The 12,982-nt window shown below is 66.4% G+C and carries 12 protein-coding genes; 5 read left to right on the top strand and 7 right to left on the bottom strand.

Annotated features, from left to right (window positions below; translation table 11 throughout):
- The first annotated feature begins 114 nt into the window (after positions 1 to 114).
- The 5 genes from HY058_04890 to HY058_04870 all read left to right on the top strand — a co-directional run bounded on the left by HY058_04890 (position 115) and on the right by HY058_04870 (position 5,798).
- Positions 115 to 1,665 carry a polyamine ABC transporter substrate-binding protein gene (locus HY058_04890; protein ID MBI3496621.1) on the top strand — a complete coding sequence of 517 codons (1,551 nt, stop codon included), beginning with the start codon at positions 115 to 117 and terminating at the stop codon, positions 1,663 to 1,665.
- A gap of 188 nt (positions 1,666 to 1,853) precedes the next feature.
- Positions 1,854 to 2,795, top strand: coding sequence for an ABC transporter permease (locus tag HY058_04885; GenBank protein ID MBI3496620.1), 942 nt, complete (start codon positions 1,854 to 1,856; stop codon positions 2,793 to 2,795).
- Positions 2,792 to 3,667 (top strand): ABC transporter permease, encoded by an 876-nt coding sequence (locus HY058_04880; protein ID MBI3496619.1) that lies wholly within the window; start codon positions 2,792 to 2,794, stop codon positions 3,665 to 3,667. Before HY058_04885 ends, HY058_04880 begins: the two co-directional genes overlap by 4 nt.
- A gap of 159 nt (positions 3,668 to 3,826) precedes the next feature.
- Entirely contained in the window at positions 3,827 to 4,834 is a 1,008-nt protein-coding gene (locus tag HY058_04875; GenBank protein ID MBI3496618.1) for an ABC transporter ATP-binding protein, read from the top strand.
- A complete protein-coding gene (locus HY058_04870) occupies positions 4,827 to 5,798 on the top strand; it encodes an ATP-binding cassette domain-containing protein (protein ID MBI3496617.1) in 972 nt (323 codons plus the stop codon). The genes HY058_04875 and HY058_04870 overlap by 8 nt, the downstream gene beginning before the upstream one ends.
- A 13-nt stretch (positions 5,799 to 5,811) precedes the next feature.
- Here the strand turns inward: HY058_04870 and HY058_04865 are convergent, their stop codons facing one another.
- The 7 genes from HY058_04865 to HY058_04835 all read right to left on the bottom strand — a co-directional run bounded on the left by HY058_04865 (position 5,812) and on the right by HY058_04835 (position 12,869).
- Positions 5,812 to 7,086, bottom strand: a complete 1,275-nt coding sequence (locus HY058_04865) for a TRAP transporter large permease (GenBank protein ID MBI3496616.1) — start codon at positions 7,084 to 7,086, stop codon at positions 5,812 to 5,814.
- Positions 7,083 to 7,598, bottom strand: a complete 516-nt coding sequence (locus HY058_04860) for a TRAP transporter small permease (protein ID MBI3496615.1) — start codon at positions 7,596 to 7,598, stop codon at positions 7,083 to 7,085. Before HY058_04860 ends, HY058_04865 begins: the two co-directional genes overlap by 4 nt.
- Positions 7,599 to 7,727: 129 nt before the next feature.
- Entirely contained in the window at positions 7,728 to 8,759 is a 1,032-nt protein-coding gene (gene dctP, locus HY058_04855) for a TRAP transporter substrate-binding protein DctP (GenBank protein MBI3496614.1), read from the bottom strand.
- 110 nt (positions 8,760 to 8,869) lie between these two features.
- Positions 8,870 to 10,081, bottom strand: a complete 1,212-nt coding sequence (locus HY058_04850; protein ID MBI3496613.1) for a mandelate racemase/muconate lactonizing enzyme family protein — start codon at positions 10,079 to 10,081, stop codon at positions 8,870 to 8,872.
- A 174-nt stretch (positions 10,082 to 10,255) separates the two neighbouring features.
- Complete coding sequence (locus HY058_04845) at positions 10,256 to 11,230, bottom strand: transketolase family protein (GenBank protein ID MBI3496612.1); 975 nt, start codon at positions 11,228 to 11,230, stop codon at positions 10,256 to 10,258.
- A complete protein-coding gene (locus HY058_04840) occupies positions 11,223 to 12,065 on the bottom strand; it encodes a transketolase (protein ID MBI3496611.1) in 843 nt (280 codons plus the stop codon). Before HY058_04840 ends, HY058_04845 begins: the two co-directional genes overlap by 8 nt.
- A gap of 3 nt (positions 12,066 to 12,068) precedes the next feature.
- Positions 12,069 to 12,869 (bottom strand): SDR family oxidoreductase, encoded by an 801-nt coding sequence (locus HY058_04835; GenBank protein MBI3496610.1) that lies wholly within the window; start codon positions 12,867 to 12,869, stop codon positions 12,069 to 12,071.
- Positions 12,870 to 12,982: the final 113 nt, after the last annotated feature.

Below are 12,982 nucleotides of genomic sequence, written 5' to 3'. Positions count from 1 at the left end.
GCAGCCCGTTCCCGGCCCCGCGCGCATTTTCGCGGCTGCTGCCGCGGGTTGGCGCCGTCACCGAAGCGTCATAACATGCGTCCTGGATCAACGTGGGACAGGGGAGCAACCCGCATGCGACGGACAGGGATGATGGCGGCGGCGCTGGCGGCAGGCATCGGGCTTGCGGCGATGCCGGCTGCGGCGCAGAAGACCGTGCTCAATGTCGGCATGGCATCCGGCGATGCCGGCAAGCTCGATCCGCATCTGTCGGCGACGACGCCCGACAAGGCGCTGTTCCAATGGATGTTCAACGGGCTGGTCAGGATCAAGCCGGGCAGCATGAGCCTGGAGGCGATCGAGCCGGATCTGGCGGAGAGCTGGGAGGCATCCTCCGACCGCAAGAGCTGGGTCTTCGCGCTCCGCCATGGCGTGCAGTGCCAGCACGGCTATGGCGAGCTGACGGCCGCCGACGTGGTTTATTCCCTCAACCGCTCGGCCGACCCGAAGCGCTCCGCCTTCTCCAGCGACTACAAGGATTTCGCCGCGGTCGAGGCGACCGATCCCTACACCGTCAAGATCACCTTGAAGAATGCCGTGCCGAGCCTCCTGGGCCTGGTCACCAACTATCACGGCGGCAACATCGTCTGTAAGAAGCCGGCGGAGGCGCTGGGCGAGAATTTCGCCACCAAGCCGACCGGCACCGGTCCCTTCATGTTCGGGGAGCTGAAGTCGAAGGAGGCCACCATCCTCGTGGCCAACAAGCAGTATTTCCGTGGGCCCCCCAAGCTCGAGCGGATCGTCTACCGCTACATTCCCTCCGATGCCAGCCGCGACCTTGCCTACCAATCGGGCGAGATCGACATGATCTATGGCACCCAGTCCCAGACCTGGGTCGAGCGCATGAAGGCGCTGCCCAATACCGAGGTGATGGTATTCGAGCCGGCGGAGCTGACCTTGCTCAGCCTCAACATCACCAAGCCGCCCCTCGACAATCTCAAGGTTCGCCAGGCGATCGCCCATGCGATCAACCGCGAGGAGATCGTCAAGTTCAACGGCGAGGCGGTGGCGCGCGCCGGCAAGTCGATCATCCCCATCGGCTATCTCGGCTACACCGACGACGTGCCGTTGTTGCCCTACGATCTCAATAAGGCGAAGCAGCTCTTGAAGGAGGCCGGCTTCCCCAATGGCGTCACCATCAAGTCGGTGCAGACCAACCTGCCGGGAATGCTGCGCTCCATGGAAGTGGTTCAGGCGGAGCTCAGGCGCGCCGGGATCACCCTCGATTTCGACGTGGTCGAGCACGCGACCTTCCACGCCAACATCCGCAAGGATCTGAGCCCGCTGGTTCAATACGCCGCCGCGCGCTTTCCGGTGGCCGACACCTACCTCACGCAATTCTTCCATTCCGCCTCGATCGTCATGACCCCGACCGCGGTCACCAATTTCAGCCATTGCGACATGGCCGATGCGGAGATCGTGGCGGCGCGCAGCGAGCCGGACCCCGCCAAGCAGAAGGCGCTGTGGAAGACCGCGCAGCAGAAGCTGGTGGCCGCGGTGTGCGCCGTGCCGATGCACGAGGGCCTGCTCGTCTGGGCGCGACGCTCGAACCTCGACCTCGGCTACAAGCTCGAAGGCGCCCTGAGCCTGGGCCCCCCGGTCATCGAGACGACCCAGTTCCGGTGAGCTGGTTTCGCGTCTACCCTCACCCTCCCGCGAAGACGCGGGTCCCTCCCTCTCCCGCCCAGGGAGGGTCGGGGAGGGGGTGCGCCGCACCCCCTCCCAAAGCCCACCCCAGGCGGGAGAGGGTGCCGAGCGTAAGCGAGGCGGGTGAGGGTCTGCGTGATAGGCTTCAATTTGTCCGCGCTTAGCGCATGATCCGCTACCTCGTGCGGCGGCTGCTCTTTTCGGTGCCGACCTTGCTTGCGGTGCTGACGGTGGTGTTCGTGCTGGTCAGGATCGTGCCCGGCGATCCGGCGCAGACCATCCTCGGCGATCAGGCGAGCCAGCAGGCGCTGGAGTCGCTCCGCCACCGCCTCGGCCTCGACAAGCCGATCCATGAGCAATATGTCGACTTCCTCAAGAGCGCCGTGCTCGGCGATTGGGGCAATTCCATGGTGAGCGGCAAGCCGGTCATGGTGGAGGTGGCGAATGTGCTGCCCTACACCATCGATCTGACGGTGTCGGCGCTGGTGCTCGGCGTCGCCATCGGCATGCCGCTCGGCGCCTGGTCGGCGCTCCGCCGCAATACCTGGGCCGACTACGTGACCCGCATCGGCTCGCTCTTGGGTCTGTCGTTTCCGGCCTTTGTCTCGGGCATCATGCTGCTCTTGGCCTTTGCCATCCATTTCCGCTGGTTTCCGGTCATCGGCGGCGGCCGGCTCGACGATTGGCCGAGCCGCATCAACAGCCTGGTGCTGCCCTCGATCAATCTCGCCCTCATCATGGCGGCCTACATCACCAGGGTGACGCGCTCTTCGATGCTGCAGGTGCTGGGCGAGGATTTCATGCGCACGGCCCGCGCCAAGGGGGTGCCGCGCCGGGCCCTCATCTGGCGCCATGCGCTCCGCAACGCGCTCATCCCGGTGATCACCGTGGTCGGCCTCTATCTCGGCATCCTCATCGGCAATTCGGTCCTGACCGAGATCGTCTTCAACCGGCCCGGCCTCGGCAAGCTCATCGTCGGCGCGCTCAACCAGCGCGACTACACCATGCTGCAGGGTCTGATGGTGATCTACGCCTTCATCATCGTGCTGGTGAACCTCGCCACCGACCTCACCTACGGGCTGGTCGACCCCAGGGTCAAATACCAATGACCGCGCCCGCGATCGCACGCCCTCGGAGCGGTCTCTTCGGCGAATTCGTCCGCGCCTTCAACGTCAACAAGACCTCCTGGGTCGGCTTCGTCGTGTTCATGGCGGTGGTTCTGCTCGCACTCCTGGCGCCCTGGATTTCGCCCTACGACCCGCTCGACCAGAACATCCTCGACCGCATTCAGGGGCCGTCCGCCGACTATTGGTTCGGCACCGATGGCTATGGCCGCGACACCCTCTCGCGTCTCCTGTGGGGAGCGCGGATCTCGCTGCTCATCGGCACCGTGTCCATCCTTGCCGCAATGCTCATCGGCGGCGCCATCGGCATTCTCGCCGGCTATGTCGGCGGGCGCTTCGATGCGGCGGTGATGCAGGTGATGGACGTGCTCCTGTCGTTTCCGACGCTGATCATGGGGCTGATGGTGGTGGCCATGCTCGGGGCTTCGGTCACCAACCTCATCGTCGCCATCGCCTTGACCGCCATCGCCCCCTTCGCCCGGGTGGCGCGGGCACCCACGATCGTGATCAAGAATCGGGACTTCGTGGAGGCCTGTCGAGCGCTGGGCTTTTCCGATCTGCGCATCATGGTCGTGCATATCCTTCCCAACGTGATGGCCGAGATCCTGGTCTTGGGCTCGCTCTGGCTCGCCACCGCCATCCGCATCGAGGCTTCGCTCAGCTTCATCGGGCTTGGCGTCAAGCCGCCGACCGCCACCTGGGGCGGGATGATCCGCGAAGGATTCGAGCTCATCCTCGATGCGCCCTGGCTCTCGGTGTTTCCCGGACTTGCCATCCTCATCGTGGTCTTTGCCCTCAACATGCTTGGCGACGGTCTCCGGGACGCGATCGATCCTAAGCTCCGCGACGCGGTCTGAGGCCGTGCGAGTCTCGCGCATCGATGCCCCCACCCCGACCCTCCCCCAGTCGAGCTGGAGGAGGGAGTGCGAGAACGTCCTCATGCTCCCTCCCCCGACCTGTCGGGGGAGGGACGGGGTGGGGGCATTCGCTCCGAAAGCCGACAGCGGGTATTGCCGATGTCCGGCGTGAACCAACCGATCCTCGCGGTCGAGAATCTCACCACCTCCTTCCGCCTCGGTGGGCGCTGGTACCCGGCCGTGCGGCAGCTGAGCTTTACCCTTGGCCGCGACGAGACCTTGGCCCTCGTTGGCGAGTCCGGCTGCGGCAAGAGCATGACGGCGCTGTCGATCATGGGCTTGGTTCCGGAAGAATCCGGGCGGATCGAGGGCAGCATCCGCTTCGAGGAGCAAGAGCTGGTCGGCATGCCCGATGAGGCGATGCGTCGCCTGCGCGGCGATCGGTTGGCGATGATCTTCCAGGAGCCGATGACCTCGCTCAATCCGGTGCTGAATGTGGGCTTTCAGATCGCCGAGGCGCTCCGCTACCACCGCGACATGGGCCGCCAGCAGGCCGACCGGGTGGCGCTCGATCTCCTGGAGCAGGTGAAGATCCCCTCGGCGAAGCGGCGCTTCCATGAATATCCCCACCAGTTCTCCGGCGGCATGCGCCAGCGGGTGATGATCGCCATTGCGCTTGCCTGCCGACCCTCGATCCTTTTGGCCGACGAGCCGACGACGGCCCTCGACGTCACCATCCAGGCGCAGGTCCTCTCGCTCCTGGCGGAGCTCAAATCCGCCTATGGCATGGCGATGATCTTCATCACCCACAATTTGGGCGTGGTCGCCTCCATCGCCGACCGGGTTGCGGTCATGTATGCGGGCGAGATCGTGGAGACGGCCACCGTCGAGAGCTTGTTCGAGAGCCCGACGCATCCCTATACCGAGCTGCTCTTGCGCTCGATCCCGCGGGTCGACCGCGACATGGGCGGCCTCGAGACGATCCCCGGCCAGGTGCCGTCGATCAGCCGGATGCCGTCGGGCTGCCGCTTCCAGGACCGCTGCCCCATGAAGCAGCCGATCTGCACGCGAGAGGAGCCGGTCTTGGCGCCGGTCGGCGGCGATGCCGCCCATTCGGCGCGCTGCTGGGTGCGGGCACCGTTGGTGCCGGAGGCGGCGCATGCCTGAGCTGGTGCTCGAAGTCGAGCGGCTGCGCAAATTCTTCACCAGCAAGCGCGGCTTTCCCAATCCCGAGACGACCATCGTGCGCGCCGTGGACGAGGTGTCGTTCACGGTTGCCGCCGGGGAGGCCTTCGGGCTCGTCGGCGAATCCGGCTGCGGCAAATCGACGGTGGGCCGCGCCGTCTTGCGCCTGGTCGAGCCGGATTCCGGCGGCGTCAGGTTCCACGGCGAGGACGTGCTGGCGGCACCGCGGCGCCGGCTCGATTACCTCCGCCAGAAGCTGCAGATCGTCTTCCAGGATCCGTACTCCTCGCTCAACCCCAGGCGAATGATCGGCAAAGCCTTGGCCGAGCCCATGCGCGTCCATGGGCTCGGCACGCCCAAGGAGATCGAGGAGCGGGTCGAAGCGCTCCTGGCCGAGGTCGGCCTGGCACCGGAGTCGCGCTGGCGCTATCCCCATGAGTTCTCCGGAGGCCAGCGCCAGCGCATCGGCATCGCCCGCGCGCTGGCGTTAGGGCCCGAGCTGGTGGTGGCCGATGAGCCGGTCTCCGCCCTCGACGTCTCCATCCAGTCGCAGATCCTCATCTTGCTGCAGCGCCTCCAGCGCGACCATGGCTTGAGCTATCTCTTCATCTCGCACGATCTGGGCGTGGTGCGCTATTTCTGCCAGCGCATGGCGGTCATGTATCTCGGCCGCATCGTCGAGGAGGGGCCGATTCCCAGCATCTTCGATGAGCCGCTGCACCCCTATACCCAGCTCTTGCGCGACTCCTCGCCGGTCCCCGATCCGAAGGCGAAGGTCGCCATGCGCGCGCTGGAAGGCGAGGTGCCCTCCGCCGTCAACCCGCCTTCGGGCTGCCATTTCCACACCCGCTGTCCCAAGGCGATGGAGATCTGCCGCAGCGTCTATCCCCCCTGGACTCCTATGGGCGAGGGGCGCGGCGTCGCCTGCCATCTGCACGGAAGCTGAGGCGGTCGACCGGCTACTTGAACAGCCGCTCCAGGCCCGAAGACAGCTCCGGCACCAGGCATAACAGGATCACCACCGCCTTCTCCGCGAAGAAGAAGGGCAAGAGCGCCTTGAACAGCCTGCCCATGGGCACGTTGCCGATCTTGCCGGCCACGAACAGGCAGAGGCCGACCGGCGGCGTCGACAGGCCGAGGGTCAAGGTCAGGATGAACACCATGGCGAACTGGATGGGATCGATGCCGAGCGACTTGGCGATCGGCATGAACAGCGGCACGAAGATGACGATCGCCGGTCCCGGCTCGAGGAAGGTGCCGACGACGACGAGAAACACCGCCACCAGCAGCAGGAAGACGACCGGATGGCTTTGGAACCCGTCGGAGACGCCGCGCACCCAGATATCGATACCGGCAAAGGTCATCGCGTAGGACATGACCTCGGAGGCCGCCAGGATCAGGTAGATCGACGCGCTGACCCGGGCCGCCACCACGAGCGAGTCCCAGATCTGCCGGCGATCGAGCTTGCGGAAGGCGAGCCAGCCGATCAAGAGGGTGTAGAGGACGGCGGTGCCGCCCGCCTCGGTCGGCGTGAACACGCCGGAGACCGAGCCGCCGACGATGAACACCGGTAGGGTCAGGACCATGGCGCCTTCGACGATCACCGTGCCGATCTTCTCCCCCTCCATGGAGAAGCTCGACCGCGGCAAGCCCTTGCCCAACCGGCTCTGGAGGAAGATGACGACGGCAAGAGCCAGACCCAGGAGCAGTCCGGGCACCACGCCGGCGATGAACAGGCTGATGATGGAGACTTGGGAGACGGCGCTGAAGATGACCATGATCACCGATGGCGGGATGATCGGCCCGATCATCGAGCCCGCCACCACCAAGGCCGAGGAATACTCGACGGTGTAGCCTTCCTTCGGCATCTCCTTGATGAAGATTTGCCCCAGTGCTGCCGCATCGCCGACGGCGGTCCCGGAAATGCCGGAGAAGAAGATCGAGGCCACCACGCAGCCATAGGCGGTACCGCCGGAGACCCGGCCGGTGATCAGCATGGAGAGCTTGACCAGCCGCTGGGTGATGCCGCTGCGGCCCATGAGCTCGCCGGCCAGAATGTAGAAGGGGGCCGCCAACAGCACGAAGCTGTCGATGCCGGTGAACATCCTGGTTGGCACCGCCACCAGCCGGAGATCCTGGGCGATGAGGCTGATGGCGCCGGCGAGGCCCATGGCAAAGGCGATGGGAACGCCGATGAGCATGAGCGAGGCGAAGGCGAAGCCGAGCGCCATCATGCCACGTCACCGGCCCTGACATCGCTCTCCGAGGCCGCAAACGTGCCGGGCGGCAAGACCAGAAGGCAGGCGACCTTGATCAGCATAAGCGAGCCGCCGACGCCGACGGCGAGATAGGGATAGATCATCGGGATTTGCGCTGCTGGCGAGGTCTGGCTGCGGTTGCCGATCGCCACCGGCAGGCCCTTCCAGACGAGGATCGCGCTGAAGCTCGCGATGGCGGCGAGCCCGAGGTAATGAATGGAAGCGGCAAGGACGCGGGACTTGACCACGCGGCCGATCTGGATCGCGGGGTGCTCGCCGCGGAAGACCAGCGCGCTCGAGCCGAGAAAGGCGACCCAGACCATGCTGTAGCGCATCGCCTCCTCGGTCCAGCCGAGCGGATCGCCGACGACGTAGCGGAAGAACACCTGCGCGGTGTTGAAGACGACCACCAGCAGCACGAGCACGGCGGCAATCGTCTCGCAGGCGCGGGTCAGCCAAAGGGCGAAGCGATAGGCGGTTCCGGTCATCGCGGATGGCAGTGACGGCCCTCACCCTCCCGCGAAGACGCGGGTCCCTTCCTCTCCCGCAATGCGGGAGAGGGTTGGGGTGAGGGTCCTTCGATCAGCAAAACGTGTGATCGAGGGTCGACAGCGTCCTCAGAAGCCGTAGACGGATTTGCTGGCGTCGGCGACCGCCGACAGGAGGCCGGCGGTCAGCTCCTTGCCCACCTGCTCTTCGATGAACTTGCGGACCGGCTCTTGGCTCGCCTTGCGGAAGGCTTCCTTCTCTTCCGGGCTGGTGATGTAGACCTGCACGCCCTTGGCCTTGATCTTGCCGACATACTCCTCTTGGAGGGCCGCCTTGCGCGTGCCCGAGACGCCGCGCAGCACGCGGGCGCCGTCCTGGACGATCTGCCTATAGCCGGTGGGCAGCTTGGCGTAGAACTCGTCGTTGATCATGACGAGGTGCAGGCTGTAGATGTGCTCGTCCATCGACATGTATTTCTGCACGTCGGCGATGCCGAAATCGTGGATGATCAAGGTCGGGTTCTCCTGACCGTCGACCACGCCCTGCTTCAAGGCGAGCACCATCTCGGCGGCGCTGATCGGCGTCGGTGCTGCACCCAGCGAGCGCATGAAGGTCATGAACACCGGGCTTTCCATGGTCCGCATCTTGATGCCCTTCATGTCGTCCGGCGTTTTGATCGGGCGCACATTGTTGGTCAGGTTGCGGAAGCCGTTCTCGGAGAAGCTCAAGGTACGGATGCCGGTCTTCTGCCGCATGTCCTCGGCCAGCTTCTGCGCGAAGGGATGATCGAAAAAGGCCCAGGCGACCGGTGCGGAGGGAAACAGATAGGGGATGGAGAAGACCTGGATCTCCTTGTAGAAGCCGGCGACCGCGCCGTCGGCGGAGAGGCCCATCTCGAGAGTGCCCTGCTTCACCTGCTCGGTGATCTCGCGCTCGCCGCCGACCGAGCCCAGGAACAGGCGCACCTCGATCGCCTTGTCGGAATGGAACTCGACGTAGCTCTTGAAGGCCTTCATCGCCAGGATCTCGGCGGCCGGCCCGTCGGGCACCACGGTCGCGAACTTGATGGTGACCTTCTGGGCCGAGGCGGGGAGCGCCATGCCAAAGGCAAAGAGCCCGACAGCCATGGCGAGACCGCGGATGATGCGTGAGGCGAGCATGTGAATCCTCCCGGAGCGGTGTTGATTATCGATGCGCCCTTTCGAGGACGCTTGCGCGCCACTCTATCAGGGCCGGGAAAACAGGGTCAACGCCGGGTGGCAAGGGGCGCTCAGAAGTTCCGTGTCCAGCCCTTCCGCCACATCGGCAGGAAGGCGTCGGCGTCGAAGGGATGCGCCTGCGCCGCCTCGACGTTGAACCGGCCGACGCCGAGGCCCGGTCGATCGGGGATGTCGTAATGGCCGCCCCGGGGCCTGGGCGCGTGCTCGAGCAGATCGAAGCGCCAGTGCGCGCTGTATTCGCAGAACGACTCCTGCATGATGATGTTGGTGGTGCAGGCGTCGAGCTGGATCGCCGCCGCCGTCGCCACCGGCCCGAACGGGTTGTGGTAGGAGACCGGCGTGTAGCTGGCGTCCGCAATGGCGGCGATCTTCTTCGCCTCCAGGATGCCGCCGACATGGATGATGTCGGGCTGCAGCACGCCCACCTCGCAGTCTCTCAACAGCGCCTGCAGATGATACTTGGTGTAGCAGCGCTCGCCGGTGGCGAGCCGGGTCTTGATGCTGCGGCCGATTTTGGCCAAGGCCGCGACGTTTTCCGGATCGGTGGGCTCTTCGTACCAGTAGAGGCGATAGGGCTCGAGCGCCTGGGCGATCTGGATGGCGGAAGCCGGGCTGAAGCGGCCATGGCAGTCCACCATCAGCTCCATCTCCGGTCCGACCGCGTCGCGGACGGCGGCAACCACGTCGACCGCGTACTTCATCGTCGTGTAGTCGGGATCGCGGCCGGCATCGAGGAAGGGGTCGAATTTGAGCCCGCGATAGCCCCGGCCCTTCACTGCGGCGGCGGCCTTGGCGATGTCCTTGATACCGGCACCGGTGCCGTACCAGGCATTGGCATAGGCCGAGAGCCGCTCATGCACGCGGCCGCCCAAGAGGTCGTAGACCGGCCGGCCCAGCGCCTTGCCGACGATGTCCCACATCGCCATCTCGATGGCGCCGATGGCACTGTTCAGGATCGGCCCGCCGCGGGCGAACTCGCCGCGGAACATGTCCTGCCACAGGCGCTCGATGTCGAAGGCCGAGTTGCCGATGACCGCGCGCGTTGCCAGCTGCCGGATCGCGGCTTCCACCGCCTTCGGCTGGAATTCGCAGGTGCCTTCGCCGATTCCCTCGAGGCCGTCATTGGTAAAGACCTGCGCAAACACCCAGTTGCACCATTTCGTGCCGACGACATGCGTCTCGATGCGCCGGATCTTCGCCAGCCGGCGCTTCGGCATGTCGGCGGGCGGTTCGAGTCTCGGCGCGGCAGCGCGTCTTGGCATGGTGCTATTCCCCTTGGAGCTGATGTCGGTCTCGCGCGGTGCCCCCACCCCAACCCTCCCCCACCTAAGCGGTGGGGGAGGGGGTAGGAGTGGCGTCCGTTTTACTCCCTCCCCCGCGACCGCGGGGGAGGGTTGGGGTGGGGGCCCCCGTTGATCATCGATGCTTGCTCAATGTCAAAGCTGTCGGATCGTCTCGACCAATCTGTCGGCGGTGAGGCCGTACTTATCCTGCAGGAAGGGCACCGAGCCGCATTCGATGAAACGGTCGGGGAGCCCGAGCCGTGTGAGCTTGGTCGGGATCCGCCGGTCGGCGACGAGCTCCGCCACCAGGCTGCCGAGACCGCCGGTGGCGACGTGGTTCTCGATGCTGACCAGCCGGTCGACGCGGCGGGCGAGCTCGGCGACCGCATCGCCGTCGAAGGGCTTCAGGGTGGAGGCATGCAGCACGGCGGCACCAATGCCGTGGGCTTCGAGGCGCTTTGCCGCTGCCAGCGCGCGCTCGGTCATGAACCCGGTCGAGACGATGCCGATATCGCGGCCATCCCTCAGCAGGCTGGCGCGGCCGACCTGGAAGCGATAGGCGCTTGGATCCAGCACGACCGGCACCTGGCCGCGCAGGAGCCGCATATAGACCGGGCCATCGACATCGGCGATGGCCCGGGTCGCTTGGCCGATCTCGGTCGCATCGCAGGGATCGATCACCGTCAGGCCCGGCACCATGCGCATCAGCGCCAGATCCTCGATCGCCTGATGCGTGCCGCCATAGCCCGTGGTCAGGCCCGGCAGCCCGGCCACGATCCTAACGGGCGCGCGGCTGTGGGCGCAGGCGATGGCGATGAAATCGTAGGCCCGCCTGGTGGCGAAGACGCCGTAGGTGGTGCAGTAGGGCATGCAGCCGGTCTTCGCCATGCCGGCGGCGACCGCGATCAGATTCTGCTCGGCCATGCCGAGATTGAAGAAGCGGTCGGGAAAGGCGTCGCGAAACGGCAGGATGTCGGTGTATTTGCCGAGATCGGCGGTGAGACCCACCACGTCGGAGCGCTCGCGCCCCAGCTCCGCCAGCGCCTTGCCGAAGGGCGCCTCGACGGCGGCGCGGCCTGCGAGCGTCTCGTTCTCGCCCATGGCGAGCGTGCGGCCGGCTTTAGCCATGGGCGGCCTCCAGCTCGGCGATGAGCCTTTCCCATTCATCATTGCCGACCTGGACGAAATGCGCCTTCTCGCGGGCCTCCAGGGTCGCGACACCCTTGCCGGGAAGCGTGCGCAGCACGATCGCCTTCGGCCGCTGGTTGCGGCTGCGGGCGCCGTGGAGCGCATTGACGATCTCGCGCATGGCATTGCCGTCGATCTCGCTCGTCTCCCAGCCGAAGGCGCGCCACTTGGCCGCCACCGGCTCCAGATTCATGACGATGGCGCCATCGGCTTGAATGCCGTTGCAGTCGATGAGCGCCACCAGATTGTCGAGCCCGAAATGCGCGGCCGACATGGCGGCCTCCCAGGTGGAGCCCTCCTGCATCTCGCCGTCCGACAGCTCGACGAACACCCGCTGGTCGCCGCGCCGGTACCGGAGTCCCAGCGCCATGCCGACGGCCTGGCCGAGCCCGTGACCGAGGGAGCCGCCGATCACCTCGACGCCGGGCGTGGAGTCGAGCGTGCTCATCTCGAGCCGGCTGCCATCGGCGCCGTAGGTCGCGAGCTCGTCGGCGGGTATGACCCCGGCCTCGGCGAGGGTTGCCCAGAGGGCGATCGAATAATGGCCGGTCGACAGGATGAAGCGGTCGCGGCCGGGCCAGCGCGGATTCTCCGGATCGTGGCGGAGCTCATGGAAATAGAGGGCCGCCAACGCATCGGCGATGCCGAGCCCCTGGGCGATGTAACCCTGGCCCTTGCCGGCGGCCATGCCCAGCATGTGCCGGCGCAGCCGCCAGGCCTTCTCCTCGAGGAAGCCGATGGGATCGTCGTCCGCCGGAAGATTCTTCACCGCCATGGGCTAGTCCCGATCCAGGCCGCCGGAGACGTTGAGCCGCTCGGCGGTGATGTAGGCGGGTGCATCGGCGGCGAGCCAGATGACGGCCTCGGCCACCGTCTCGCAATCGGTGCGATGGCCCAAGGGAATCCGCCTTGTGCGCTCGGCCAGGAACTGCTCGACGTCATTGCGGCCTTCGAGCTTGGCGAAGATCGTCTCGGTCGCGCGCTGCAAGGGCGTGTCCATCATCCCCGGCGCCACGCTGTTCACCAAGACGCCGTGCGGCGCCAGCGCCAGCGCGGCGGCACGGGTGAGCGCATCGACGCCGGCCTTGCTGGCGGCATAGGCGGTGTAGTTGGGCAGCGCCATGCGCGAAGCGGGCGAGGTCACGTTGACGATGCGCCCCGATTTGCGCGCCGCCATGTGCTTGCCGGCGGCTGCGGTGGCGAGGGCCACGGCGCGGAGGTTGAGATCAAGCGTGCGGTCCCAGGTGGCCGCCGTCATCTCGAGGAAGGCTTCGCCGGTGCCGTAGCCGGCGTTGTTGACGAGCGCATCCACGCGCCCGAAGGCGGCAATCGCCAGCTCCACCAGCCTCGCCGGACCTTCCGCGGTGGCGAGGTCGATCGCGATCGACCGCGCTTCGGCGCCAAGCGCCCGGCACGCCGCCGCAGCCTCCTCCGCTGTCGTCGCGTTGATGTCGGTGACGATTACCCGCCAGCGGCGCCGCGCGAAGGCGATCGCGACGGCGCGCCCGAGCCCTTGGCCGCCGCCGGTGACGAGGGCAACATTTCCTTCGCTGGCCTTTGCGGTCGCGACCGATGGCATTTCGTCCCCAGAGACGCTTGCCCGCTGCCGGGTCTTTAGGGTGCAGGCGCGGAACCAGGTCCGCACCCATTGACCGCGACGCTATCGGCCGTGCCGTGTCGGGTCAAGCGCAC

The sequence above is a fragment of the Pseudomonadota bacterium genome, assembly GCA_016195085.1.
Taxonomy (GTDB): domain Bacteria; phylum Pseudomonadota; class Alphaproteobacteria; order SHVZ01; family SHVZ01; genus JACQAG01.
The sequence above is the reverse complement of the archived record's forward strand: the minus strand, read 5'-3'. Positions and strand labels throughout refer to the sequence as shown.

What these genes read in the sequence shown, in the direction of transcription:
- HY058_04875 (MBI3496618.1), top strand. Translation starts at nt 3,827, where the DNA reads ATGTCCGGCGTGAACCAACCGATCCTCGCGGTCGAGAATCTCACCACC.
- HY058_04860 (MBI3496615.1), bottom strand. Translation starts at nt 7,598, where the DNA reads ATGACCGGAACCGCCTATCGCTTCGCCCTTTGGCTGACCCGCGCCTGC.
- HY058_04835 (MBI3496610.1), bottom strand. Translation starts at nt 12,869, where the DNA reads ATGCCATCGGTCGCGACCGCAAAGGCCAGCGAAGGAAATGTTGCCCTC.
- dctP (MBI3496614.1), bottom strand. Translation starts at nt 8,759, where the DNA reads ATGCTCGCCTCACGCATCATCCGCGGTCTCGCCATGGCTGTCGGGCTC.
- HY058_04850 (MBI3496613.1), bottom strand. Translation starts at nt 10,081, where the DNA reads ATGCCAAGACGCGCTGCCGCGCCGAGACTCGAACCGCCCGCCGACATG.
- HY058_04840 (MBI3496611.1), bottom strand. Translation starts at nt 12,065, where the DNA reads ATGGCGGTGAAGAATCTTCCGGCGGACGACGATCCCATCGGCTTCCTC.
- HY058_04870 (MBI3496617.1), top strand. Translation starts at nt 4,827, where the DNA reads ATGCCTGAGCTGGTGCTCGAAGTCGAGCGGCTGCGCAAATTCTTCACC.
- HY058_04845 (MBI3496612.1), bottom strand. Translation starts at nt 11,230, where the DNA reads ATGGCTAAAGCCGGCCGCACGCTCGCCATGGGCGAGAACGAGACGCTC.
- HY058_04865 (MBI3496616.1), bottom strand. Translation starts at nt 7,086, where the DNA reads ATGATGGCGCTCGGCTTCGCCTTCGCCTCGCTCATGCTCATCGGCGTT.
- HY058_04880 (MBI3496619.1), top strand. Translation starts at nt 2,792, where the DNA reads ATGACCGCGCCCGCGATCGCACGCCCTCGGAGCGGTCTCTTCGGCGAA.
- HY058_04890 (MBI3496621.1), top strand. Translation starts at nt 115, where the DNA reads ATGCGACGGACAGGGATGATGGCGGCGGCGCTGGCGGCAGGCATCGGG.
- HY058_04885 (MBI3496620.1), top strand. Translation starts at nt 1,854, where the DNA reads ATGATCCGCTACCTCGTGCGGCGGCTGCTCTTTTCGGTGCCGACCTTG.